The sequence below is a fragment of the Streptomyces sp. NPDC048639 genome (assembly GCF_043199075.1).
GTDB lineage: Bacteria > Actinomycetota > Actinomycetes > Streptomycetales > Streptomycetaceae > Streptomyces.
Window position 1 is genome coordinate 681,048 of sequence record NZ_JBICVP010000004.1, and the last position, 24,422, is coordinate 705,469.

General features: G+C 72.2%; 22 protein-coding genes. 13 read left to right on the plus strand and 9 right to left on the minus strand.

Features of this window, described 5'->3' with window-relative positions:
- The first annotated feature begins 75 nt into the window (after positions 1-75).
- A complete protein-coding gene (locus ACGFNH_RS14695) occupies positions 76-1,443 on the plus strand; it encodes an aspartate aminotransferase family protein (RefSeq protein WP_393653607.1) in 1,368 nt (455 codons plus the stop codon).
- A gap of 155 nt (positions 1,444-1,598) precedes the next feature.
- On the opposite strand, the gene ACGFNH_RS14700 is transcribed toward ACGFNH_RS14695, so the two are convergent.
- The gene (locus ACGFNH_RS14700; protein ID WP_393653452.1) at positions 1,599-2,420 is read right to left on the minus strand and encodes a tyrosine-protein phosphatase; all 822 of its coding nucleotides are present in this window, start codon (positions 2,418-2,420) and stop codon (positions 1,599-1,601) included.
- Between the two features lie 212 nt (positions 2,421-2,632).
- Here ACGFNH_RS14700 and ACGFNH_RS14705 point away from each other — a divergent pair, with 212 nt between their 5' ends.
- On the plus strand, positions 2,633-3,451 hold the full coding sequence (locus tag ACGFNH_RS14705) for an SGNH/GDSL hydrolase family protein (RefSeq protein WP_393653454.1): 819 nt from the start codon (positions 2,633-2,635) through the stop codon (positions 3,449-3,451).
- Between the two features lie 132 nt (positions 3,452-3,583).
- On the opposite strand, the gene ACGFNH_RS14710 is transcribed toward ACGFNH_RS14705, so the two are convergent.
- Positions 3,584-4,012, minus strand: coding sequence for an ATP-binding protein (locus tag ACGFNH_RS14710; RefSeq protein WP_393653456.1), 429 nt, complete (start codon positions 4,010-4,012; stop codon positions 3,584-3,586).
- Positions 4,013-4,202: 190 nt separating this feature from the next.
- Here ACGFNH_RS14710 and ACGFNH_RS14715 point away from each other — a divergent pair, with 190 nt between their 5' ends.
- The 7 genes from ACGFNH_RS14715 to ACGFNH_RS14745 all read left to right on the plus strand — a co-directional run bounded on the left by ACGFNH_RS14715 (position 4,203) and on the right by ACGFNH_RS14745 (position 9,725).
- Positions 4,203-5,072, plus strand: a complete 870-nt coding sequence (locus tag ACGFNH_RS14715; protein ID WP_393653458.1) for a helix-turn-helix domain-containing protein — start codon at positions 4,203-4,205, stop codon at positions 5,070-5,072.
- Positions 5,073-5,074: 2 nt separating this feature from the next.
- Positions 5,075-5,311: a DUF397 domain-containing protein gene (locus ACGFNH_RS14720; RefSeq protein WP_393653460.1), complete on the plus strand. Its 237-nt coding sequence runs from the start codon at positions 5,075-5,077 to the stop codon at positions 5,309-5,311.
- Between the two features lie 5 nt (positions 5,312-5,316).
- Positions 5,317-6,165: an SAM-dependent methyltransferase gene (locus ACGFNH_RS14725; RefSeq protein WP_393653462.1), complete on the plus strand. Its 849-nt coding sequence runs from the start codon at positions 5,317-5,319 to the stop codon at positions 6,163-6,165.
- Between the two features lie 39 nt (positions 6,166-6,204).
- On the plus strand, positions 6,205-7,014 hold the full coding sequence (locus ACGFNH_RS14730) for an SAM-dependent methyltransferase (RefSeq protein ID WP_393653463.1): 810 nt from the start codon (positions 6,205-6,207) through the stop codon (positions 7,012-7,014).
- 235 nt (positions 7,015-7,249) lie between these two features.
- On the plus strand, positions 7,250-7,867 hold the full coding sequence (locus ACGFNH_RS14735) for a TetR/AcrR family transcriptional regulator (protein ID WP_393653465.1): 618 nt from the start codon (positions 7,250-7,252) through the stop codon (positions 7,865-7,867).
- A 246-nt stretch (positions 7,868-8,113) separates the two neighbouring features.
- Positions 8,114-8,671: a carboxymuconolactone decarboxylase family protein gene (locus ACGFNH_RS14740; protein ID WP_393653467.1), complete on the plus strand. Its 558-nt coding sequence runs from the start codon at positions 8,114-8,116 to the stop codon at positions 8,669-8,671.
- 61 nt (positions 8,672-8,732) lie between these two features.
- Entirely contained in the window at positions 8,733-9,725 is a 993-nt protein-coding gene (locus ACGFNH_RS14745) for a PfkB family carbohydrate kinase (RefSeq protein WP_393653469.1), read from the plus strand.
- 352 nt (positions 9,726-10,077) lie between these two features.
- On the opposite strand, the gene ACGFNH_RS14750 is transcribed toward ACGFNH_RS14745, so the two are convergent.
- From ACGFNH_RS14750 to ACGFNH_RS14760, 3 genes are read right to left on the minus strand one after another with little or no spacing between them, the layout of a single operon-like run.
- Complete coding sequence (locus ACGFNH_RS14750) at positions 10,078-11,271, minus strand: Glu/Leu/Phe/Val dehydrogenase dimerization domain-containing protein (RefSeq protein ID WP_393653471.1); 1,194 nt, start codon at positions 11,269-11,271, stop codon at positions 10,078-10,080.
- Positions 11,268-13,145 (minus strand): 5-guanidino-2-oxopentanoate decarboxylase, encoded by a 1,878-nt coding sequence (locus ACGFNH_RS14755; RefSeq protein WP_393653473.1) that lies wholly within the window; start codon positions 13,143-13,145, stop codon positions 11,268-11,270. The genes ACGFNH_RS14750 and ACGFNH_RS14755 overlap by 4 nt, the downstream gene beginning before the upstream one ends.
- Complete coding sequence (locus ACGFNH_RS14760) at positions 13,145-13,666, minus strand: acyl-CoA dehydrogenase family protein (protein WP_393653475.1); 522 nt, start codon at positions 13,664-13,666, stop codon at positions 13,145-13,147. Before ACGFNH_RS14760 ends, ACGFNH_RS14755 begins: the two co-directional genes overlap by 1 nt.
- Positions 13,667-13,870: 204 nt before the next feature.
- On the opposite strand from ACGFNH_RS14760, the gene ACGFNH_RS14765 reads away from it, so the two are divergent.
- The 4 genes from ACGFNH_RS14765 (at position 13,871) to ACGFNH_RS14780 (ending at position 17,550) form a co-directional block, all read left to right on the plus strand.
- Positions 13,871-14,170 (plus strand): hypothetical protein, encoded by a 300-nt coding sequence (locus ACGFNH_RS14765; protein ID WP_393653477.1) that lies wholly within the window; start codon positions 13,871-13,873, stop codon positions 14,168-14,170.
- A gap of 283 nt (positions 14,171-14,453) precedes the next feature.
- Positions 14,454-15,311, plus strand: coding sequence for a GNAT family N-acetyltransferase (locus tag ACGFNH_RS14770; RefSeq protein ID WP_393653479.1), 858 nt, complete (start codon positions 14,454-14,456; stop codon positions 15,309-15,311).
- A gap of 136 nt (positions 15,312-15,447) precedes the next feature.
- Positions 15,448-16,128, plus strand: a complete 681-nt coding sequence (locus ACGFNH_RS14775; protein WP_393653480.1) for a GNAT family N-acetyltransferase — start codon at positions 15,448-15,450, stop codon at positions 16,126-16,128.
- A 144-nt stretch (positions 16,129-16,272) separates the two neighbouring features.
- Entirely contained in the window at positions 16,273-17,550 is a 1,278-nt protein-coding gene (locus ACGFNH_RS14780) for an MBL fold metallo-hydrolase (RefSeq protein ID WP_393653482.1), read from the plus strand.
- 201 nt (positions 17,551-17,751) lie between these two features.
- On the opposite strand, the gene ACGFNH_RS14785 is transcribed toward ACGFNH_RS14780, so the two are convergent.
- The 4 genes from ACGFNH_RS14785 to ACGFNH_RS14800 all read right to left on the minus strand — a co-directional run bounded on the left by ACGFNH_RS14785 (position 17,752) and on the right by ACGFNH_RS14800 (position 24,218).
- Entirely contained in the window at positions 17,752-18,939 is a 1,188-nt protein-coding gene (locus tag ACGFNH_RS14785; RefSeq protein WP_393653484.1) for a low temperature requirement protein A, read from the minus strand.
- 332 nt (positions 18,940-19,271) lie between these two features.
- Positions 19,272-22,253: a glycoside hydrolase family 2 TIM barrel-domain containing protein gene (locus tag ACGFNH_RS14790; RefSeq protein ID WP_393653486.1), complete on the minus strand. Its 2,982-nt coding sequence runs from the start codon at positions 22,251-22,253 to the stop codon at positions 19,272-19,274.
- A 578-nt stretch (positions 22,254-22,831) separates the two neighbouring features.
- Positions 22,832-23,536: a carbon-nitrogen hydrolase family protein gene (locus ACGFNH_RS14795; protein WP_393653488.1), complete on the minus strand. Its 705-nt coding sequence runs from the start codon at positions 23,534-23,536 to the stop codon at positions 22,832-22,834.
- 4 nt (positions 23,537-23,540) lie between these two features.
- Positions 23,541-24,218 (minus strand): TetR/AcrR family transcriptional regulator, encoded by a 678-nt coding sequence (locus ACGFNH_RS14800; protein WP_393653609.1) that lies wholly within the window; start codon positions 24,216-24,218, stop codon positions 23,541-23,543.
- Between the last annotated feature and the right edge of the window lie 204 nt (positions 24,219-24,422).

Sequence of the window (24,422 nt, forward strand, 5' to 3'; positions counted from 1 at the left end):
GCCCGCCCCGCCGAGTCCGCCGGATCCGGCGAGTCCGGAGCGCACCGCGAGTCCGGAGCGGGAGGCTTCGACCTGATGACACTGCTGGGGGAGCGCGGCGGCGAGCGCTACGACCTCCATGCGCGCCATCTCAACCACCAGCTGCCTCGCATGCTCCGCGCCATCGGTTTCGACAAGTCCTACGTACGGGCCGAGGGCGCGTACTTCTGGGACGAGGACGGGCACGACTACCTCGACATGCTCGCGGGCTTCGGGGTCATGGGCCTCGGCCGCCACCACCCCGTCGTCCGCCAGGCGTTGCACGACGTGCTCGACGCCTCCCTCGCCGACCTCGTCCGCTTCGACTGCCAGCCGCTGCCCGGGCTGCTCGCCGAGAGGCTGCTCGTGCACGTCCCGCACCTGGACCGGGTGTTCTTCGGGAACAGCGGGGCCGAAGCCGTGGAGACCGCGCTCAAGTTCGCCCGGTACGCCACTGGCCGGTCCCGCGTCCTCTACTGCACGTATTCCTTCCACGGACTGACGGCCGGCGCGCTGTCGGTCAACGGCGAGGACGGATTCCGCAGGGGCTTCGGCCCCCTGCTCCCCGATGTGCCGGTCCCGTTCGGCGATCTCGACGCGCTGGAGCGCGAGCTGGGGCGCGGCGACGTCGCCGCGCTCATCGTCGAGCCGATCCAGGGCAAGGGCGTGCACACTCCGCCGCCCGGCTTCCTGCGCGCCGCACAGGACCTGCTGCGGAAGCACAAGGCGCTGCTCATCGCGGACGAGGTGCAGACGGGACTTGGACGTACCGGTGACTTCTTCGCATACCAGCACGAGGAGGGCGTAGAGCCGGATCTCGTGTGCGTCGCGAAGGCCCTCTCGGGTGGCTACGTGCCGGTCGGCGCCACGCTCGCCAAGGACTGGATCTTCAAGAAGGTGTACTCGTCGATGGACCGGGTGCTGGTCCACTCCGCGAGCTTCGGCGCCAACGCCCAGGCGATGGCGGCCGGGCTCGCCACCCTGGCCGTGATGGAGAACGAGCAGATCGTCGCCCATGCCCGGCTCACCGGTGATCTGCTGCGCACCCGGCTGGCGGACCTGGTGGGCCGCTACGAGCTGCTGCACGACGTACGCGGGCGCGGCCTGATGATCGGCATCGAGTTCGGGCGGCCCAGCTCGCTGGGCCTGCGCAGCCGCTGGTCGATGCTCCAGGCCGCCCGCAAGGGCCTCTTCGCGCAGATGGTCGTGGTGCCGCTGCTCCAGCGGCACCGGATCCTCACCCAGGTCTCCGGGGACCGGCTCGAAGTGATCAAGCTGATCCCGCCGCTGATCATCGGGGAGCGCGAGGTCGACCGTTTCGTGGACGCATTCACCGACGTCATGGACGACGCCCACAGCGGGGGAGGGCTGGTCTGGGACTTCGGCCGCACGCTCGTCAAGCAGGCCGTGACGCTGAACCGCTGACGCGGGCGGGCGGACGGGACGGACGGACGGACGAAGGTCGGCCGGGAGCCCGCAGAGCCGGTGCGGTGCCTGTGGCCCGCGCCGTGCTCGGGCATCGTGCTCGGGCGACGGCCTCGGGCCGTTTGCTTCGGGCCGTTTGCTTCGGGCGTCGCGTCTCAGGCGGCGCCGTCGAGCAGCCGCGCCCGCAGCCGCTCGCGCCGCTCGGGCCCGAAGTCCAGGCCCTGTGCGAGGTAGTCCTCCACGGAACCCCACGTCTCCTCGATGGTCGCGAACGCGGCGTCGAGGTACTCGGCGCGGGCGTCGAAGAGCGGGCTCAGCAGCTCCCGCACCTCGGCCGACATCTCGGCCTCCGTCTGGTCGCCGCGGTGGACCTTGTAGCGGCGATGGGCGGCGTTGCTCGCGAGGTAGTCGGTCTCGATCGCGTCCCGCTCGACACCCAGGGCGAGCAGGGTCACGGCGACGGACAGGCCCGCACGGTCCTTTCCGGCCGCACAGTGCATGAGGACGGGGACGCTGTCGTCGGTGATGGCGTGCAGCACCCGGCTGTGCTCGGCCGTGCGCGTGCGGATGATGTGTCGGTACGTGGCGATCATCCGGTCCGACGCCTTGCCGTCGCCGAGAGCCTTCCGCAGCTGCGACACCTCGCCGTCGCGCACCATCTGCCAGAACTCCGCGCCGGCGGCGGGGTCGGTCAGCGGGATGTTCACATGGCGGACGCCCGGCAGCGCGATGTCGGGCCCCTCGAGCGCCACATCGGCGGAGTTGCGGAAGTCGAAGATCGTGTGCAGGCCCAGCGAGGCGAGGAACGCGGCGTCGTCGTCGGTGGCGTGGGCCAGATGTCCGCTGCGGTAGAGCACGCCGGTGCGTACGCGCTTGCCGTCCCCGGTCGGCAGCCCGCCGGCGTCACGGAAGTTGCGGACCCCCGTCAGCTCGGGCTCTGCCTGCGGGGCGTGCGGGACCTGCGGCGTCTGCGTCACGGGCGCTCCTCCGGTGCGGGTGTCGGGCCGCCGGACCCGGTTGCCGACGACGTGACACGTCGACGATACGACAAGAGTTCACCGCGCAATCATCTCGGCGGTGAACGCCCCCTTCCGCGGTTGCGGAAATTGACCGGGTGGTTTAAATCACGCCCCGTCAACCCCCGGTTACGATGGCGTAGGTCACTGCCGGAACGGAATCATATGGCGACGTGGCAGACGATTCGACATCCATCAGCGAAGGCGCCATCGGGTCGTACGCGGCGCTGGGCGACAGTTTCACCGAGGGCGTGGGCGACCCGGGTGCCGACGGCGCGTTCATCGGCTGGGCCGACCGCCTCGCCGTCCTCCTCTCCGACCACCGGGCCGAACACGACTTCCGCTACGCCAACCTGGCGGTCCGCGGGCGGCTGCTGGACCGGATCGTCGAGGAGCAGGTGGAGCGCGCCAAGGAGCTCGGTCCGGACCTGGTGACCTTCTGTGCCGGGGGGAACGACATCATCCGGCCGGGCAGTGACCCCGACGACGTGGCCGCGCGCTTCGAGGCGGCCGTCGCCGATCTGACGGCCGCGGTGCCCGTCGTCATGGTGACCACCGGGTTCGACACACGCGGTGTACCGGTGCTGCGTCACCTCCGGGGCAAGATCGCCACCTACACCGCGCACGTACGGGCCATCGCCGACCGGTACGGCTGTCCGGTGCTCGATCTGTGGTCGCTCCGCTCGGTGCAGGACCGGCGGGCCTGGGACCCCGACCGGCTCCATCTCTCACCCGACGGGCATACGCGCGTCGCGCTGCGCGCCGGGCAGGTCCTCGGTCTCCCCGTGCCGGCCGACCCCGACCAGCCGTGGCCCCCGCAGCCCGAGCGCCCGGCGTCCGCGGTGCGCAGGGACAACGTCCAGTGGGCGCGTGAGTATCTGGTGCCGTGGATCGGGCGGCGGCTGCGCGGTGAGTCCTCGGGGGACCACATCGAGCCCAAGCGCCCGGATCTGCTGCCGCTGGAGTCCTCCCCGGCGGCGCCCGGCGCGTGAAGCGCGGCGATCTCGCCGGTGGGTTGCGGGCTGCTGTCTCGTAGCGGGCCTGCGTGAGATTCCGCGCGGCCCGTACGCCCAACGAGGCCGTCATACGTGAGGTGACGGCGCGTCAATGTCCGGGTGACGTTCTCAGAAGCGGTCGTTCGGCGCGACCGAGCCTTGTGCGTAGGGCAGTTCTGCCCAGACCACATGTCCATGGCCGTTCGCCGCGGTCAGCACACCCCAGGTCCGGGAGAGGGCGTCGACCAGCAGCAGTCCGCGGCCGCCCTCGCCGTCGAGATCGACCGGGCCCGGGTGGGTGAGCGGGGCGGTGGAGGCCCAGCCTTCGTCGGCCACTTCCACCCTCAACAGCCCGCCGTTCATGAGCAGTCGACACCCTATGGTGTCACTGTCCGTGTGGCATATGGCGTTGGTGACCAGCTCCGATATCACCAACTCGACGCCCTCGGCGGTCTCTCCGTCGGCTCCCCAGTCGTGCAGCAGGGTCACGACGTGCCGGCGTGCCTCGGCGACCGACGTGCGCAACGCCGGTAGCTCGAACGCGTTCCGGCGGTCCACAACAGCGATGTCACCCCGGTCCGCTAACTGAAGCGCGTCGTGAAAGGAAGCCACTCCGCAACTATGCGGGTCGTGACTCACGTATGGCAAGGTTCAATCTGTAAATTGCAGAATCGTAAGGACAGTCTGTCGCCCCAGGTGACGACATGACACACTTCCGTCCGGTGACGGCAGTTGGAGGGGATGGGTAGTGGCGGACACGCGGCCCGGCGGCGCTGCCCCGACTGTTCTGCGCGTGGTGCTCGGCAAGCGCCTGCAGGATCTGCGGGAGAGGGCAGGACTGTCGTACGAGGACGCCGGCCGGGCCCTCGACGTCACCCACGCCACCGTCCGGCGTATGGAGAAGGCCGAGGTCGGCCTGAAGATCCCGTACGTCGAGAAGCTGTTGCGCACCTACGGGGTCACCGCGCCCGAGGAGTTGGAGGACTTCCTCTCACTCGCCCGCCAGGCGAACCAGCGGGGCTGGTGGCACCGCTTCCGCGACGTCCTGCCCGAGTGGTTCAGCGCGTTCGTCTCGCTGGAGGGCGAGGCCAACCTCATTCGCGCGTACGAGCCGCACTACGTCCCCGGGCTGCTGCAGACGCCCGCCTACGCCCACGCCGTCCTGCGGGCCGGACTGCCGAACGCCTCGGACGAGGACATCGAGCGCGGTGTCGCCCTGCGCATGCAGCGCCAGGCGGTGCTGACGAAGGAGGACGCCCCGCTGCTGTGGGTCGTCATGGACGAAACCGTGCTGCGCCGTCCCATCGGGGGGTCGGCCATCATGCGGGAGCAGGCGGACCGGCTCATCGAGGCGGCCTCGATGCCCAACGTCCGGTTGCAGGTCATGCCGTTCGCCGCGGGGCCGCACCCCGCGATGTACGGCCCGTTCCACATCTTCCGGTTCCCGATCCAGGAACTCCCGGACATCGCCTACACGGAGAGCCTCGTGGGCGGCGTCTACCTCGACCATCGCGATGACGTCTCGGCGTTCCTGGAGGCACTTGACCGGATGTGCGCGCAAGCCGCGCCCGCACACACCACCGGGTCGTACCTGGGTGGCATTCGCGAGGAGCTCTGACCATGAGTCGCATATACAACGGCATGCCTGCCAAGGACCTCGGCACCGAGGGCTGGAGCAAGCCGTGGAGCGGCGGCAACGGGGGAAGCTGTCTTGAAGCGATGAAGCTGAGCGACGGCCGGGTGGCGCTGCGTCAGTCCACCGACCCCGACGGCCCCGCCCTGATCTACACGCACCATGAGATCGAAACGTTTATTCAGGGCGCGAAGTCGGGCGACGCCGACTTCCTGCTGGCGTGAGCACCATGGCCGAGACCGCTGCCACGGAGGACCGAGGGGAGACCGGCGTGAGCGAGCAGGGGACGCCTGCCGATGCGATCGACACGAGTAGACCGCACCCGGCCCGGATGTACGACTACTTCCTGGGCGGGCGGGACAACTACGAGGTCGACCGGGAGGCTGCGGAGCGCGTCATCGCGATCTCCCCGGACGCCCGCCCGAGCGCCCGCGCCAACCGCGCCTTCCTCCGACGAGCCGTCAAGACCGTGGTGGACAGCGGCATACGGCAGATCGTCGACATCGGCACGGGCATCCCCACCTCGCCCAACACCCATGAGGTGGCGCAGGAGTCCGCGCCCGGCGTCCGCGTGGCATACGTCGACAACGACCCCATCGTCGGTGTCCACGCCGGAGCCCGTCTGACCCACACCGGCGACACCGGCTTCGCGCTGGCCGATGTGCGCTCCCCGGAGTCCGTGCTCGGACACCCGATCGTCCGCGAACTGATCGACTTCGACGAGCCGGTGGCCCTGCTGATGGTCGCGGTCCTCCACTTCATCAGGGACGAGGAGGACCCGGCCGGCATCGTACGGACCCTCACCGACGCGCTGCCGAAGGGCAGTTGCCTCGTACTGACCCATGGCACCGCCGACTTCCACCAGCATGTGGACGGTGACGCCACAGAGGTCTACCGGCAGGCCACCGCGACGCTCAACATCCGTCCGCACGACGGTATCCTCCCGTTCTTCGACGGGTACGACCTGCTGGACCCCGGTCTCGTACAGGTGCCGCTGTGGCGCCCGGACGCGCCGCTGCCCGATGTGGACGACATCCGCAGGATCGCCTTCTACGGAGGCGTGGGCATCAAGGACTGAAGGGCGGACACACCACATGACGACCGAACGGAGGCCGGTGTGACGGAGCACGGGTTCTCGGCCGACCAGATAGACACCTCCAGGCCCCATCCGGCCCGGATGTACGACTACTACCTGGGCGGCCGCGACAACTACGAGGTCGACCGCGAAGCGGCGGACCAGGTCATCAAGGACGTCCCGGAGATCCTCCCGGCCGCCCGCTCGAACCGCGCCTTCCTCCGACGGGCCGTCAAGTCCGTGGTGGAGAGCGGTATCCGGCAGATCATCGACATCGGCACGGGCATCCCCACCTCGCCCAACACCCACGAGGTCGCGCAGGAAGCCGCGCCCGGCGTACGGGTGGCCTACGTCGACAACGACCCGATCGTCGCCTCGCACGCGGGCGCCCGGCTGACCGGGACCAGCAACACCACCTTCGCGCTGGCCGACGCCCGCAAGCCGGAGGCGATCCTGGAGCACGCGGCGATCCGGGACCTGATCGACTTCGATGAGCCGGTGGCCCTGCTGCTGGTCGCCCTCCTGCACTTCGTGAAGGACGAGGAGGACCCGCGCCGCATCGTCACCACCCTCACCGAGGCGCTGCCCGCCGGCAGCCACCTCGTGCTGTCCCATGGCACGGCGGACTTCCACCCGGAGGGCTTCCCCACGGCGGTGAAGGTCTACCGGGGGGCCACCGCCACCCTCAACCCCCGCCCGCACGCGGACATCCTGGCGCTCTTCGACGGCTTCGAGCTGCTGGAGCCGGGGCTGGTGCAGGTGCCCCTCTGGCGTCCGGACGGACCGCCGCTTCCCGCCGACGAGCTCGCGCGGACCGGCTTCTTCTACGGCGGGGTGGGCCGCAAGAACTGAACTCCGCGGACAGCGGCGTTCGTTGGGCGCGATCGGCGCCAAGCCGCGCGCCGGCCGCAGGCCGTGGCCGCTGACCGAACAGCGCGTCCGTCGTGGACGGCTGTGGCCTCCGGTGTGCGAGGGCGCCAACGGTCGTGCGGGGACGACGTGTGGCCCGATGCCGCCCCGGCCGCGACCGGGGAAGGCGGAATCGTCACGGCCGGTGAGCCCGTTGTGACCGCTGTAGGGTGACGCCGTGGCCAGAGTCCGATTGAGCGTGCAGGAGCGGCGCGAGGAGCTGCTCCGGGCGGCCGTCGAGCAGATCGAGGAGCGCGGCGTCGCGGCGCTGCGCATCTCCGATGTCGCCGCAGCGCTCGGCGTGAGCAACGCCCTGGTCATTTACCACTTCTCGACCAAGGAGAGGCTCGTCGCCGCGGCCTTCGAGCACGCCGCGCACGCCGACCTCGAGCGGCTGCGCGCCCTTGTCGCACGTGGCGGCAGCTCGGTGCGCAGGCTGCGTTCGGTGGTGCGCTGGTACTCGCCGACGGGGCAGGCCAAGGGCTGGAAGCTGTGGATCGAGGGCTGGGCGGTCTCGCTCCGCGAGCCGGTGCTCCGTGAGGTGACGATCGGCCTGGACCGGCAGTGGAAGGCCATCCTCACCGAGGTCATCGCGGAGGGCGCGGCCGCGGGGGAGTACGTGTGCCAGGACCCGGGCGCCACGGCGTGGCGCCTCACCGCGTTCCTCGACGGCCTCGCCGTGCAGATGACGGCCTTCCCCGGCACGCTCGGCCGCAGGCGGATGGAGACCTGGGTCGACGACGCGCTCGCGGCCGAGCTGGGGCTCGACCGTGCCGAGCTGGTGGCGAGCCGCTGACCGGTCGGGTGGCGAGCGGTAGGTCGGTCGGGTGGTGAGCGGTTGGTCGGTCGGGTGGCGTGCGGTAGGTCGGTCGGATGGCGAGCGGCTGGCCGGTCGCCTGCCGTTGGGTCCGCCGTTCCCGGCGAGCGTCCCCCCCCCCCCCCCCCGCCGCTGATGTCACGCGGTGGCGAGCCCATCCGTCACAGGAGCGAAGAACACCGTCGCCGCAGACCGGCACGGTCGCTCCCCCGACAGGAGGCAGTCATGGCCCGCATCTCGCTCGACCCGCCCCGCACGCTCTTCGTACGCCTCACCGACTGGTACTCCCGCCGTACCTACGGCACGGTTCTCGATCCCGCCAGGGCCGTGGCCCACAACCCCCGCGTGCTGATCTCCCAGGCCCGTTTCGAGCGGTCGCTCGCCAAGTGGAACAAGCTCGACCCGGAGCTGACCGCACTCGCCGTCATGGCGTCGGCCGCCTCCATCGGCTGCTCCTGGTGCATGGACTTCGGCTACTGGGAGAGCCGGCAGCACGGCATGGACCACCGCAAGCTCCACGACGTCCCGGTCTGGCGCGACAGCGACGTCCACACCCCGCTGGAGCGGGACGTCATGGCCTACGCCGAAGCCGTGACGGCCACCCCGCCGACCGTCGACGACGCGATGGTGAAGCGGCTGCACGAGCACCTGAACGAGGCGCAGATCGTTGAGCTGACCGCGATGATCGCCGTGGAGAACCTCCGCTCGCGCGTCAACGCGGCACTCGGCCTCACCAGCCAGGGTTTCAAGGACCGCTGCGACGTCCCTCAGCCTCTAGGCTGACCCACGCCCTCGACGACGGGGTGCGGCAGGGACAGCGGTACGGGAGAGGACGGACAGGGGCATGGGCAGCACGAAGGAGGCGGCGGAAACGCCGTACGACGTCCTGGTCGTCGGCGGCGCCGGCGTCGACACGGTCGTACGCGTGGACGCGCTGCCGGTGCCGTACGCCGACTCGTACGGCGTGTCGCCGATCCGCGAGTGGGTCGGCCACACCGGCACCGGCGTGGCGCTCGGCTGCGCCGAACTCGGATTCGCCACGGGCTTCCTGGACTTCATCGGCGACGACCCGCTGGGCGAACTGGTCCGTGAGCGGATGGGCGCCAGCGCGGTGGACTTTCACCCCTGCGTGTCGCCCCACGGCACCCGGCGCGCGGTGAACCTCGTCGACCCCCAGGGCCGCCGCATGTCCTTCTACGACGCCCGTGACCCGCTCGACCTGCGCATGCCCTCCGAGCACTATCTGCCGCACCTGCGGCGCGCCCGGCACGTGCATCTGTCGATCATGAACTTCTCGCGGTTCCTCTTCGAGGACATCGAGAAACTCGGCCTCCCGGTCTCCACCGACCTGCACGACTGGGACGGACTCAACCTCCACCACCGCGACTTCGCGCTCCGCTCCGACATCGTCTTCCTCAGCGCGGCGGGAGCGGGCGAGCGGTTGGCCGAGGTGATGCGGCAGATCATCTCCGACGGGCGGGCCGAGGTGGTGATCGCCACGGCGAGCGCGGGCGGCGCGTATGTGCTGGCCCGTCAGGGGGCCGGTTCACTCCGGCACGTACCCGCGGCTGTCCCGCCCGGCCCGGTCGTGGACAGCAACGGCGCCGGTGACGCCTTTGCCTGCGGCTTCCTCTACGGGCATCTGCGGGGGCGCGAGCTGGAGGAGTGCGTACGGCTGGGTGCGGTGGCAGGCGCGTACGCGTGCACCGTCGAGGGCACGCACACCGCCCTCATCGACGAGGCCACGCTCACCGGTGCGATGGAGGACCAGGACGTGAAGACCGCCGATGGTGCGGTGGAGGAGCCGGAGGCCGCCCTGGAGGTCCAACAACCTTGATCCGGGGCGCGGTTGACGCTTCTTCAGGACCCAAGGAAGGCGGCTGCACTTGACGTCGTAGCGCAGGAGGCGGCCGCGCGGCGTGTTCCGCTCGGGGTCCGGAAGCGGCTGGGGGCGTGGTCGGCGTGGCGGTGGGCGGCTCGGTGACGGGGCATCCGGGTCGGCGCGTCGAGAGGCTTCAGCGGCACGGGGGCGTGGCTCCGCTGGGCGCGTCGCGTCAACTGGCCCGGCTCAAGCCAGGGTTGGGCCTGGACGTCATCCGGGGCCGGGGTGGGCCTGGACGGCATCAGGGGGCTCGTCCGCGGACTCCGCCGTCGTCACGGCCACCGCCTCGTAGTCCTGTGGTGCTGCCTCACCCGTACCACCCGAAGCGCTCCGCGATGACCGGGAGGCGCTCCGCCACGATCGCGTGCGCCGCGGCGCGGGGTGTGCCGCCGTCGGCCTCGGCACGGGCCAGCATCCGGTCGATCAGGGTGCGCATGGAGCGGCGGATGCGACCGAAGGCCTCGTCCGGGTCGGGGCCGATGTCTCCGAAGAGCGTCCACCACCACCAGGCGTTCGTACACGAGTTGACGACCACATCCGGCAGGACGGTGACGCCGCGCTCGGTGAGCCGCTCCTCGGCCTCGGCGACGACGGGCATGTTGGCCGCCTCGACGACCCAGCGCGCCGTGACCCGGTGCTGGTTCGCGGTGTCGATGGCGTAGGAGACCGCGGCCGGCACCAGCACCTCCGCTCCGGTCTCCAGCCAGGCGCCGCCCGGCAGTTCGGCGTCCCCGGGGCGCAGCGCGGAGCGGTCCACGGTGCCGAAGGTGTCGCGGGCGGCGAGCAGCGCCTCGACGTCGAGCCCGTCCGGGTTCGCGATCGTGCCCTTGACGTCAGCGACGGCCACCACCCGCAGACCGGCACGGCCGAGGAAGCGGGCGGTGGCCCCGCCCATCGTGCCCAGACCCTGTACGGCGACGCGCGTGCCGGCGTACGGCACGCCGGCCCGGTCGAGCGCCGCGAGCACCGACTCGGCGACCCCGCAGCCGCCCACCAGTTCGTCCAGGCCGATCCCGTCCACCGCGACGGCGAAGGCGTCGGACAGCCGCTGCCGCGCGGCGCGTTCGTCGTCGAGCAGCGGATAAACGGCCTGGACGGAGGAGACGAGTCCTGCTTCGGCGGCCGCCCGGTCGACCGTGTCCTGGGTGAGCCCGAGGTCCTCGCCGGTGGTCCAGAAGCGCTCGATGTACGGGCGCATGGCGTGCAGATAGCGGACCAGGACGCCGTACGCCTCCGGGTCGTGCGGGGCGCAGTCGATACCGCCCTTGGCGCCGCCGAGCGGGACGTACCGGGCGCCGGGCTCGTAGTGCAGCGCCTCCTTCATGGTCATGCCGCGCGCTAGCCCGGTGACCTCCTCCAGGGTGCAGCCCGCCCGCATGCGCAGGCCGCCGCTGCACACACCGCGCACGAGCCGGTCCACGACCAGGAAGCCCCGGCGGCCGGTGACGGGATCGGTCCAGGTGGTGGACAGCAGGGGTGGTGAGGTGGGTCGGGGGTTCACGGGGTTCTCTCCTCGGAGTCTCCGGACGTGTCGTGCATGGCGTGCATGGCGTGCGTGTGGTGCATGGCGGGCCGGACCGAGTGGTGCGCGACGGTCCGACCGGGGTCCCCGACAGGGCCTTCCGGAATGGTGATGACGGTGGGGCCGGGAGTGCGGAGGGCGCTGTGCAGCGCCTTCGCCAACTCGTCGGGCGTGCCGGCGCGGCTGCCCTGGCCCCCGTACGCGCGCGCGAGTCCGGTCAGGTCGACCGGCGCCAGGTCGACGGCCGTTGGCGTGTCGCCCCGGGCCGCCATCTCGTCGCGGATCTCCCCGTATCCGGCGTTGTCGAACACGACGACGGGCAGCGGGAGTCCGAGCTGCGCGGCGGTCGCCAGCTCCTGCACGGTGAACTGCAGTCCGCCGTCCCCGCTCAGCGCGACGACCTCCCGTCCCGGCTCCGCGGCCTTCGCGCCGATGGCGGCGGGGAGGGCGTAGCCGAGGGTGCCGAAGCCGGTGGGGTGGAGGTAGCGGCCGGGCGGGTCGACGGGCAGATGCGGAAGGGCGCCGTAGTAGCAGCACTGGGCGCTGTCGGAGGTGAGGATCGCGTCCGGTGCCAGCGTGGACCGCAGGGCGGAGAGATACGGGAGCCAGCGCCCGCTCCGCGCGACCGTCTCCTCGTCGCGTGCCGCGCGCAACGCGGCCGCGGTGTCCACGGAACGGCCCGCGGAGGACTCGGACGACCCGGAGGACCCGGAGGACCCGGAGGGCTCGGAGGGCTCGGAGGACTCGGGCGAAGGGCGCGCGGACGGCTCCCCGGCACCACGTGCTGAGATCGAGGAGGTGACGGCCGGCAGCAGCTCCGCCAGCACGGCGTGGGCGTCACCGACGAGCGCGATCCCGGCGGGCAGCCCCGCGTACATCTGGGCCGGGTCGATGTCGGCCCGGATGAGCGTGCCGCGCAGCCTGTCGCGCAACTGCCGCTGGTCGCACCACAGATCCGACTCGGCCAGCTCCGTGCCGACCGCGAGGACCACATCGCACGACGCGAGCCAGGAGCGTACGGCGGGGCTGTGCAGCGCCACGCCGACGGACAGCGCATGGGACTCGGGCACCACGCCCTTGCCGTTGGCGGTCGTCACCACCGGCGCGCCCAACTGCTCGGCCAGTGCCCGGCATGCGTCCGCGGCTCCGCGCGCCCCGCCGCCCAGCACCAGCGCGGGGCGGCGCGCCGAGGACAGTGCCTCGGCAGCCTCCCGTACGGCGTCGGGCGCGGGGCGCGGCGGAACGGTGGGCGGCGCAATGCGCGGCGCGCCGACGGGTTCGGCCTCCTCCAGAAGGTCGTACGGGATCTCCAGATGCACCGGCCGGGGGCGGCCGCTCCGGAAGAACGAGAAGGCGCGCGCCACGGCCGCGTCGATCTCGCCGACCGACGACACGCGGTGGCTGAACGCGGCGATACGGCCCAACGCCTCGCTCTGGCCGTGCAGTTCGTGCAGTACGCCGATCGGCTCGGCGGGGTGGCGCAGCGGCATCCCGGGCGACACGACGAGCAGCGGCACGCTGTCGGAGTACGCCTGTCCGACGGCTGCCGCGATGTTGAGCAGCGCGGGCCCGGTGGTCGTGACGGCGATCCCGGGCCGGCCGGTCGTCCGGGCGTATCCGTCGGCGGCATAACCGGCGCCCTGCTCGTGGCGGGTCGCGATGTGCCGGATGCCGTGGGCGCCGAGATGCCGGTAGATCTCCAGGTTGTGCGTTCCGGGGATGCCGAAGGCGAGGTCGGCGCCGTGCGCCGCCAGCGCACGGACCAGGGTCTCGCCGCCCGTCAGCCGCCGCATCGGGTGCTTCGCGGGGCGCCGTGCGGGGCGCTGCGGGGCGTACGTACGGTTCCGTTCCATCACAGACTCCGGGAGATGATCAGGTGCATGTGGCCGGAGGTGCCTTCCGCGATCTCCTCCGACGTGTCGTCGCGCAACCCCTGTTCGACGGGGTACTCGCGCGAGTGGTCCCGGCCGCCGAGGGGCTGGACGGCCCAGGTGCCGTACGCGGCGGTCTCCGACACGGTGAGCCCGGCCATCGCGGCCTCGCCGGTCGTGTTCGTCCCCGCGTCGCGCCGCTTGGCGGCCCGCCGGGTCATCAGCCGCGCCTGCTCGGTACGAGGGCGCATGTCGACCGGCCGGAGGGCGACGGCCCGGTGCTCGGTGATCGGTCTCCCGAACTGCCCGCGCAGGAGACCGGTGATGCCCACCTTGGCCACTGTGGCCGCCGCGCGCCACAGCTCCCAGGGGGTGACGGTGTAGGCCTCGTCCACGGCGCGCGCGTGGGGCCGGATCTCGTCCCTGGCGAAGGCGCGGGTCGGCTCGACGATGTCAGTCTGCTCGGGGGAGAGCGGGCACAGCTCGGTGGGGAGGTCGGCCATGGGGGGGCTCCTGGCTCGGCGACGGGCGTGACGGTGGGGGCGGCCCGGGTCTCCAACTGAATGGCGATTCAGTATCGGGATCGGTGGAGCGGCTGTCAACGGCTGCGATCGGGGAGCGGGCGGGAGGCGTTGAGAGCCCGCGGGGGCATGCCGTGGGGAAGCGGGGACCGCACGGAACGTGATGCGGGGACCACACGGAACGTGATGCGGGGACCGCAAGGAAAGTGCAGTGGGATCGAAACAGCGGGCCTCGGCCGCTCCGTCGCCTTCGACGGCATCGCGTACGCCGAAGGCCGCTCCCGCGACATGCTCCTCGTCGAGGCCGGTGAGAGCCCCGGCGTGCATCTCGCGGTCTTCGACCTCGACGCGCTGCGCGAGTACCGGCGACGGGAGACGTGGGGCAACGCGTTCCGCCGCCCCGCCGCGTACGGGCCGCTGACGAGCACCGACGTGAACGATCCGTTCGTCCGCGTGACGCGCGCCGGCCGCCGGCCGCCGCGCTGACCGCGTGACGGGCAACGGGCGATCAGGCCGTTCGGTGGGCCGGGTGGTTCAGTCGGGCCGGACCGTTCAGCGGGTCACGCGGTTCAGCGGCCGTGCGGTGGCGGTCTGTTGGGCCGTCACGCATCGTTCCGCAGCTGCCATCGTTCCGCGGCGCATCATCCCGCAGCCCATCGATCCGAGCCGCCTCGTTCCGTGCCGAGGGTGTGGCGAACCGCCTCGTGCCCCGGTGAGCGGCGGCGGAAATTCCCGTGCGCTCCTGCCGAGCCGCGCGGGAAGCTGGGGCATGGCGTGGACCACGACACATGACCTCGACGAGTTCCTGTCCGTCGCGGGCGGCTTCCTGCGCACGCGGCCGGTGCAGCACACCGTCCTGCTGTCTGTCGCCGCGGCGCTCCAGGCCGGCACCGTGTCCTACGGCGACGACCCGCCCGAGTACGGCTGGTGGCGAGCGCCGGACGGATCGACAGCAGGCGCCTTCCTGCGCACCCCGCCCCATCCCGTTCTGCTCTCGTGCATGTCCGGCGCGGCGGCGGACGATCTGGCCGGGGTCGCCCTGACGGCCGACCGTCCCACTCCGGGCGTGGGCGGTGGACGGGCCGCCGCCCTGGCGTTCGCCGCGGGCTGGGAGCGCAGGACCGGGGCCACGAACCGGTGCCACGCGTCCAACCGGCTCTACCGGCTCGGCGCGCTCACCCCGCCCGAGCCCGCGCCCCTCGGTGCCGCCCGGCTCGCGCGGCGGACGGACCGCGACCTGCTCATCGACTGGTACGAGGCCTTCGGCCGGGACACGCAGGCGGCCATGGGCCACCACGCGTCGGCCGTCGACGACCGCCTCTCGTACGGCGGATTGACGCTCTGGGAGGCCGACGGCGCCCCCGTCTCCTTCGCGGGCGTGACGCGTACGGTCGCGGGCATGGTCCGGGTCGGCCCCGTCTACACCCCGCCCGGGCAGCGCGGCTCCGGCTACGCGGGTGCGGTCACGGCCGCGGTCAGCCGCGCCGCCCGGGACGCCGGCGCCGCCGAGGTCCTCCTCTTCGCCGACCTGGGCAACCCCACCACCAACGCCCTGTACCAGCGCATCGGTTACCGCCCCGTGGAGGACCACGTCCAGCTCGTCTTCGATCACGGGAGGCCCGTATGACACCACGCCCGTCCGCCTCCGTCCCTGCCCATGCCCGTCCGCCTCCGTCCCTGCCCCTGTCCCCGTCCCCGTACGCCGTGCCGGCCCCGGTGACGCCCGGGCGCTCACCGCTCTGCGGGCTCTGATGTTCCGGGAGATGGGGACGGCGGACGGCGGACCGGACGCGCCCTGGCGCCGCGCGAGCGAGGAGTGGTTCGCCGTACGGCTCGGTGCACCGCGGGATGCCGCAGCCTTCGTCGTGGACGACCCCGAACTCGGCGTCGTCTGCAGTGCGGTCGGCATCTGCGACTCCCACGCACCCGGCCCGGCGAACCCCAGTGGACGGCACGGCCACGTCTTCAACATCAGCACCGACCCGCGGTGCCGCCGTCTCGGCTACGCCCGGGCCTGCCTGGAGGCGCTGCTCTCCTGGTGCCGGGACGAGGCCGGGGCCGGCGTCGTCGACCTGCATGCCACTCCCGAAGGGCTGCGCCTCTACCGCTCCCTCGGGTTCGTCACCCCGCCGTACGACGCCCTCCAACTGCGGCTTTCCTCCCAGGACTCCCAAGACTCCCAGGACTCCCAGCACCCCCAGGACTCCCAGGGCTCCCAGGACTCCCAGCACCCCCAGGACTCCCAGGGCTCCCAGGACTCCCAGCACCCCCAGGACTCCCAGGGCGCTCCGATCTCCCCGGACACCTTGGCCTCCCCGGACACCCTGGGCTCTCCTGCCTCCCCGGACGGCGTGGCCTCCCAGGGCTCGCCGGATTCCCGGGCGCCGTCCGCTCAAGACCCCGTCGCGGTCCTCTCGGCATCCCGCAGGGTTCCCGTCGAGTGACCACTCTCACATCTCCATCTCAACCCCGTGACCTGCGGTGATGAAAAACGGAACCGGCAGGAATCTGTGTGTGAGCACATAATGGAGGGACGGAGTGCGCTTCACCGGGCGTCCTCCCCCTTGTTTCCGCCTGGAGGTGCCCCCGTGTCCGGATCCAGCCCCCGACGCTCCTTCTTCGCCGGACTCCGTCCTGCGTCGTTCGGCGCGGAACCCACCGGGGAGCGCCTGGAGCGCATGCAGCGGTCCCCCAACTACTGGGACGGCCAGTTCCACAACCCCGTCCCTACCCGCACCATGCTCCCCGGCTCCAACGGGCCCATGTTGCGGCGGCAGTTCGACCGCGCCGAGCGCGCCCTCAGGACGCCCGCCCGGCCGATACCCGTGCACCGGCCCACCGCGGCCGACTGGGGCGAGCCGCCCGCCTCCGGCCTCCGGCTGACCTGGATGGGGCACTCGAGCGTGCTGGCCGAGATCGACGGGCACCGCGTGCTGTTCGACCCGGTCTGGGGCGAGCGCTGCTCGCCCTTCTCCTTCGCCGGACCGCGCCGGGTCCACCCGGTACCCGTGCCGCTGGACGACCTCGACCCGGTCGACGTCGTCGTCATCTCCCACGACCACTACGACCACCTGGACATGCCCTCGATCCGGGCCCTGGCCCGTACGGGTGCGGTCTTCGCCGTGCCGCTGGGTGTCGGTGCCGACCTGGAGCTGTGGGGGGTCGACCCGGAGCGGATCACCGAGCTCGACTGGCACGAGTCCACGCGGGTGGGCGAGTTGACGCTGACCGCGACCCCGGCCCGGCACTTCTGCGGCCGGGGACTGAACCGCGGACTGCGTACGCTGTGGGCCTCCTGGGTCGTGGCGGGACCTCGGCACCGGATCTTCCACAGCGGTGACACCGGCTACTACGACGGCTTCCGTGAAACCGGCGCACAGTACGGTCCGTTCGACGCGACGATGATCCAGATCGGCGCGTACAGCGAGTACTGGCCCGAGATCCACATGACGCCGGAGGAAGGCGTGCGGACGCACACCGATCTGTCCGGCGGCACCCCGGTCGGGACGCTGCTGCCCATCCACTGGGGCACGTTCAACCTCGCCCTCCACCCGTGGGTCGAACCGGCCGAGCGCACGGTCGCCGCGGCTCGCGCCGCGGGGGCCACCGTGGCCGTGCCGCGCCCGGGCAAGCCGTTCGAGCCCGCGGACGCGGAGGCGGTCGACCCGTGGTGGCGTGCCGTCGCCGAGCCGCCGGCGGGCGGATGGCCGCAGGTCAGTCCCGCACCGGCGCCTGCCACGGACCCCGGAGCCACCGCGGAGGCGGGAATCACCACGGAGGCGGGTATCACCACGGAGGCCGGAGCCACTGCCGACTCCGGCCCCGCAGCCAAGGAGCCCGGCGCGGCGGCGCCCCAGGCGTCCTGACGAGAGCGGGCCGAGAGCACGCAGCGAGGAGCCGGCGTCCCGGGGCGGGCGCCGGCTCCTCGCCTGCCACTGGGTGCGGGCAGGTGCCGGCAGGTGTCAGCAGGTGCAGGCAGGTGTCCGCAGCGTCCAAGCCGTCCGCGCAGTGCCAACGGCCGTTCACCGTAAGGGAGTCGGCGGGCTAGCGCCTCGTACCCCGACCGGTCAGAGCAGACCGGCAGCCCGCCTCCGCCGCGCGACCACGTCGGCGTAGACGAGATGCGCCACGGCCTCGGCCACCAGCAGCAGCACCACGGCCCACGGCGCCAGCGCATGCCCGAGCAGCAGCACGATGAGCAGCGGTACGCCCACCCCGGGCACGGTCCACACCGCGACCGAGCCCAGTGGCCGCCCCACGCGCAGCGCGATCGCCGCATGCGCCGCGTGGTAGAGCGCCTGCCCGCCGGCCAGGGCCCACAGCGCACCCGTCGTCAGATGCGCGTGGTGGGCCTCCTCGACGGCGGTCGCCAGACCTCCGGCCATGGCGATGACGGCCGCGGTGACGAAGAAGTACAGATAGCCGGTGGTGTCGCGGGCGAGTCGGTACGCACTGCCGCCCGGTGCCGTGTGCAGGGCGCGTTCGGCCGCCGCCGATCCGAAGTCGAAGTACGACCACCACAGCGCGGCGATCAGCACGAACCCGAGAACGGCGGTCACCCCCGAACTCGCCGTCCAGTGGTGGTCGGTGGAGGTGACCAGGCCGAGCACCGCCTCACCGAGCACGATGATCACCACCAGTCCGACCCGCTCCACCAGATGGCCCGTGTGCAGCCTGCTGAGCAGTCCGCCGCCGCTCGAACCGCCCATGAGCAGCGGCATTTCGGCCACGACCAGCACAGCCCACATGACGTAGCACCACGGGGAGGGGACGAAGGCCGACACCGACCACAGTGCGGCGGCGGCCAGACAGTACGTGAGCGGCCGCCACTTCGGGAGACGGTGCGGCTCGGGGAACGCCGTGGCCGGCCACCACAGACCCATCAGCGCCAGCCGTGCGCCCGCGAACCCCAGGGCGTAGGCGGGTGCCCGGTCGCCGACCGCCTCGGGCAGCGCCGCGGCCATCGCGGCCAGGCAGAGCATGGCCCAGAGGACCAGAAGGCGCCGGCGCGGGCTGTCGCGCTCGACGACGTTCATGGCGGCGGTGACGTTGATCCACGTCCACCAGGCGGGGAAGTAGAGGGCGAGGAAGACCGCGAAGTCCTTGGCGTCCGGGTCGCCGTGCAGCCCGTGGGCGAGCTGTGCGGCCACGGCGACGAAGACGAGGTCGAAGAAGAGTTCCAGCCAGGCCGCGTGCCGCTCGCGCTCGCCCGCACCGGGCAGCTCGCCCCCGGAAACCGCCACCGAGTCTCCCACCTGTACTCCTTCGTCCTCGGTCCGTCACGCCGTACGGAAGGACCGACCGGGGACCGCAGCACTCGCTCGGTGGACGTACCAGCAGTTCGTCCGACGCCATGCGGCGACGTCTGTTCGCGGTTCGGTGTTCCCCGGCACGGCGCGGTGCCCGTTCTCCCAGGTCGGAGCGGCCGGAAGGCCTCGAATCGCCCGCCAGAAGTACCACCACGGAGGTGGAATTGTCCAACGGCCGGTCCGGCCGGTGGGTGGCCGGACCGGCCGGAGACGTACGCCGGCGGAAGCTCCCGGAGGGAGTGGAGAAGAGGGAGTGGAGAAGGGGGTGATGCGACGGGTCAGCGGCCTGCGTCCCCCCAGGTCTCGCCCGCCCGTGTCGTCACGGTCGAGAAGGCGAAGGAGAACGACGCGGGTGCCGCGGCGAGCCGGTGCCGCGGCAGCACCCCCGGTCCGCACGACTGACTGCCGATGCCGTGCTGTCCGTGGTCCGCGTTGATCCAGACCAGCCCGCCCGGCCGCAGATCCGTGGTGTGCGCGGCCGCGTCGAGTTCCTCGCTCGTCCACCGCCGCGCCGTGAACCAGAACGCCGGATCGCCCTCGATCCGCAGCCCGGTGCCGTCCTCGCGGCGCAGCTCCGCCCATCGCACATCCGCACGTGCGCCGTTCTCCTGCGGCCGCACATACGGGGTCTGCAGGGCGTCGACGGGCAGTGTCCACCGGCCGATGCGGGACGCGGTACGCGTGTCCGGGTACGCCTCGCCCGGCCCGCCGCCGTACCACTCGGCGAGCCCCAGACTGCCGCACACGCCCAGCCGTACGCCGAGCCGAGGCAGCGGACAGGGCCAGTCGCCCCCGGGCACCACCGACACGTCGAGCCGCAGCGCCCGGCCGCGCCGGTCCGCCGTCCAGCGGAAGGTGGTGTCCAGGGCCAGGTCGGTCGCGGCGGGCGCCACGCGCGTACGGACCATGAGTTCGCTGTCGGAGTCCTGTACCGAGACCACCCGGTGCTGCATCCGGTGCAGGCCCATGCCCCGCCAGATCGTGCCGTAGCGCTCCTCCGGCTGCCACGCGGCGCCCTCGTCGTTGTCCGTCGGGGCGCGCCAGACGTCGAGGCGGGGCCCCACGACCTCGAACCCGTCCAGGTAGCGCAGTGCTCCTGTCGCCGGGTCGAACGCACCGGGGCCCAGTACCAGGACATTGCCCTCGCCCTTCCGGAGCGCCGCGGGAGAGACGGGAGGCGGGACGGGTGCGTGCGGTGCCGACGGAATCTGGGCCCAGGCGATCTCGTGCCCGGCGCCCGCCCACCGCGTGTCGTCCGCGAGCACCGCCCGTACGGTCCACAGTGCTTCCCCCGGGCGCTCCGGGGCCGGCGGCTCGGGCAGCTTCAACTCCGTGGACTCGCCGGGCCCGAGGGGCGGCACGGCCAGCTCGCCGTGCGCGACGGACACGCCCTCGACCTCGTAGTACCAGAGGAAGGACAGGCCGGACAGGTCGGCGAAGTCGTACCCGTTGGCGACACGCACGGTGCCCGCCCGCCCGTCGCCGGTGATCCGGACCGGCTCGATCACCTTCTTGTACTCGATCAGGCCCGGGGACGGCGTGCGATCGGGGAACACCAGCCCGTCGCAGACGAAGTTGCCGTCGTGCAGCTCCTCGCCGAAGTCCCCGCCGTAAGCGAACCAGGGCTCCCCGTCGCCCGTGCGGCGCGCGATGCCGTGGTCGATCCACTCCCAGACGAAGCCGCCCTGGCAGCGCTCGTACGTCTCGAAGAGCCGCTGATACTCCAGGAGTCCGCCGGGGCCGTTGCCCATCGCGTGCGCGTACTCGCACAGGAGGAACGGCATCGCCCGGCGCCGTACGTCCAACTCCCGGTCCCCCCAAGGGGCTTCGGTGCGGCGGCCGATCCGCTCGACCTCCGCGTGGTCGGCGTACATGCGGGAGTAGACGTCCACATGGGCACAGGACAGATCGCTCTCGTAGTGGACCGGCCGGTGCGGGTCGCGGCCGCGGATCCGGTCCGCCATCGCGCCGAGACCCCGGCCCGTGCCGCACTCGTTGCCCAGCGACCACAGCACGACCGAGGGGTGGTTCTTGTCGCGCTCGACCATCCGGGACGCGCGGTCGAGCAGGGCCGGGGTCCAGCGCTCGTCGTCCACCGGGTTGCCCCGCCAGCCCACGGAGGCGAAGCCGTGGGTCTCCAGGTCGCACTCGTCGATCACCCACATCCCCAGCTCGTCGCAGAGGTCGAGGAAGGCGGGATGCGGCGGATAGTGGCTGGTACGCACGGCGTTGATGTTGTGCTGCTTCATCAGCAGCAGGTCGCGGAGCATCGTCTTCTCATCGAGCGCACGGCCGTGCTCGGGGTGGAACTCGTGCCGGTTCACGCCCCGGAAGAGGATCCGCGCGCCGTTGACCTTGAGCACCCCGTCCTCGACCGCGACCGTGCGGAAGCCGATGCGCAGCGGGACGCGCTCGCCGGCCGTCGCCAGCTCGGCCGCGTACAGCCGCGGGAGTTCCGCACTCCACGGCTCCACGGGCACGGTCGCCGCCTCACCGGTGGCGACGTCGATCCCCAGCTCGGGGACGGTGAGGCGGCCACCGGGGTCGGCATCGACGCGGAGCGTGCCGGTGCCGTCGGTGTGGTCGTACGAGGCGTGCACGAAAACGTCGCGGACCGCGCCCTCGGGCCGGTGCAGCAGCGTCACGTCCCGGAAGATGCCGGGCAGCCACCACTGGTCCTGGTCCTCCAGATACGTACCGGAGGACCACTGATGGACCCGTACGGCCAGCACGTTGCCGTGCGGGCGCAGACGGCCCCCGACCTCGAACTCGTGCGGCAGACGGCTGCCCTTGAACGTGCCGAGCTCCACCCCGTTGAGCCAGACCCGCGCGCACGACTCCACGCCGTCGAACCGCAGCAGCGTCCCGCCGCCCTCCCACCCGGCCGGCAGGTCGAAGACGAGGCGGTGGTCACCGGTCGGGTTCTCGGTGGGCAGGCGGGGCGGATCGACGGGGAAGGGATACCGGGTGTTGGTGTACGCGGGGGAGCCGTGCCCGTGCAGCACCCAGTGGGCGGGGACGGGCAGTTCGTCCCAGCGGGAGGCGTCGAAGTCGCGCCGCGCGAAGGAGTCGTCCTCAGCGGTCGCGGTGGGCGACAGGCGGAAGCGCCAGATGCCGTTGAGGGAGAGCCGGGCCGCGTCGGAGGACGCGTACCAGGCGCGGGGCGGGGCCGTGCCGCGGCCGGGGGAGACGTCCTCGTAGTACGGGAGGTCGCGGTACGGAGGATCCTGGTACGCGAGGTCGTTCTGCGGGGTGCTCATACTCCTCCTCGGGAGGCGGCCCTTGACGTGCGTCCTTGCCACAGCCTGCCGCAGCGGGTGGCGCGGGTGAATGGACTGCCGCGCCGTCCTGCTGGATTTCGCGCCGATGCCGGCAACGACGGGGACCGGCAGGCAATACGGGCCGGTGTCCGGGCGCCGGCAGTCCGCCGGTCGGCGACGCGTGAGCCCGTACGGTGCTGCGGAATCCCGCCGGTGCGTCCACGGGCGCGGCCCGGCCGGAGACTCTCGACGGTCGGACGACCGTCCACATCCTCGGTCCTCAGGTGTCGGACACTACCAGAAAGCGCTTACTCGGTCCCTTTCTCCTTAGAGGGAAAGGGAGTTGAGGAGGCGTCAGTTCGGTCGAGGGAGGTCCGGGGGCCCGGGCTCCGGCGGGTTCGGCGGCTTCCGGTGGGTCGGAGGGGCGGCGGGTACCGGCCGTTCCGGGGTACGGACCGCTCCGGCGGTTCCTGACGGGTCCGGTCCGGCGGTTCCTGTGTGCCGAGCCGATGTGTACGGGCCCGGTGTGTACGGGCGGTGCGCACAAGTAGGTGTACGGTTCCTGCCCCGTTCCCGCGTCAGGTGAGCGTCGCCCGCGCGACGGCGCCGGTCTCCGGCCCCGCCTGAGTGACCACGGCACCGCCGGGCCGCCAGATCCCCGAACGCCCTGCGGCCTCGGCGAAGCCCCCGCCCGTCGACCCGGCGAAGCTGGCCACGGCGACCCACACGCCGTGCTCGGTGGCGATCCGGCAGGCGCGCTCGTCCTGGAGTGCGGACTCTCCGGTGGACTTCACGCTGCCGGTGAGGTACGCGTCGATCCCGAGAGCCGCGGTCTCGGCCGCGTGCTGCGGGATGCCGGTGTCCTTGCAGATCGCCAGGCCGAGCCGCCAGCCGTCGACCTCGTGCACGGCCGGTTTGTCGCCCGGGACGAAGTAGGCGGACTCCGTCTCGCCCAGCCACATCTTCCGGTAGGCCACCGTGGCCCCGGAACCGTCGACGGCGAGCGTCGCGATATGAGCCGCGCCGCCCTCGCCGTGTACGGGTGCGCCCACCAGCGCCCACGCCCCCGTCTCCGCGCAGGCCGCGACGAGGGGGTCCAGCAGCGGGTCGTCCGCGGTGATCGGGTCGGCCTCCAACTCGTAACCCGTGAGGGAGAGTTCGGGGAAGATCACCACGCGTGCGCCGGCCGCGCGTACGGCATCGGCGTGCGCCTTCGCGTTTCTGGCGATGTCGTACGACATGCAGGGCGGCTGGGCGACGGCGAGGGTGAGCGGTTCGCGCAAGGCACTATCCCGTTCGGTCGGTGCGCAGCCCGTCCAGGGCTCCGGCGATCTGGCCGGAGGTGAGCGGCGGCGCGGGGAGCGGGTGGTGGGCGGCACCGGATCGCAGGCCGTCCAGGAAGAGAGCGAGGAATCGACGCCAGGCACCCGGTGCGGCCGCGACGGACGCCGGTACGACCTTGCCCAGCGCGGCGAGGGCGAACACCAGGTCCTCGGCCACGACATCGGGCCGTACGGTGCCCTGTTCCTGGCCGCGGGCGATCAGGACGCCGATCGTCTCGCGGTTGTGCGGGTGGAGGGCGTCGAGGGAGGGGACGCCCTGAATGCCGGTGGTCAGCAGGTCGTTGGCGCCCCGGTCGTCGGCGAGGCCTTCGAAGATCCGCTCCAGGTACGCGGTCAGCCCGCTCCACGCGTCCTCGGCCAGCCGCGCTTCTTCTCCGGCCTGCCGGGTCGCGGCGAGCAGGTCGCCGAAGACGGCCTCGACGAGGTCCTGCCGGGTGGGGAACCGCCGGTAGAGGGTGGCGTTCCCGACGCCCGCCGTACGCGCGATCTCGTCGAGCGGGGCCGCCAGGCCCTGTTCGGCGAAGACCTCGCGGGCGGCGGTGATGAGCAGGTCGCGGTTGCGTCGGGCGTCGCGTCGCAGGGGCGCCGTGGGCTCCGTGGCGTCCTCGGCCGTGGGCTCCATGGCGTCCTGGTCGGGGGTCTCCCGGTTCTTCGCGGTCCGCGCCATGGGCCGACCCTAGCAGTGCCTTCGAGGCAACCGGGGAGCGTTCCCCGGTTGCTGCGCGCGCGGATGTCGCGGGGCTTCAACGGCCGGGACAGCCGGATTGCCAAGCCGAGCGCCGAGGAGTACCGGGAGATCACCGGCGGCCACAGGACCGGGAGGACG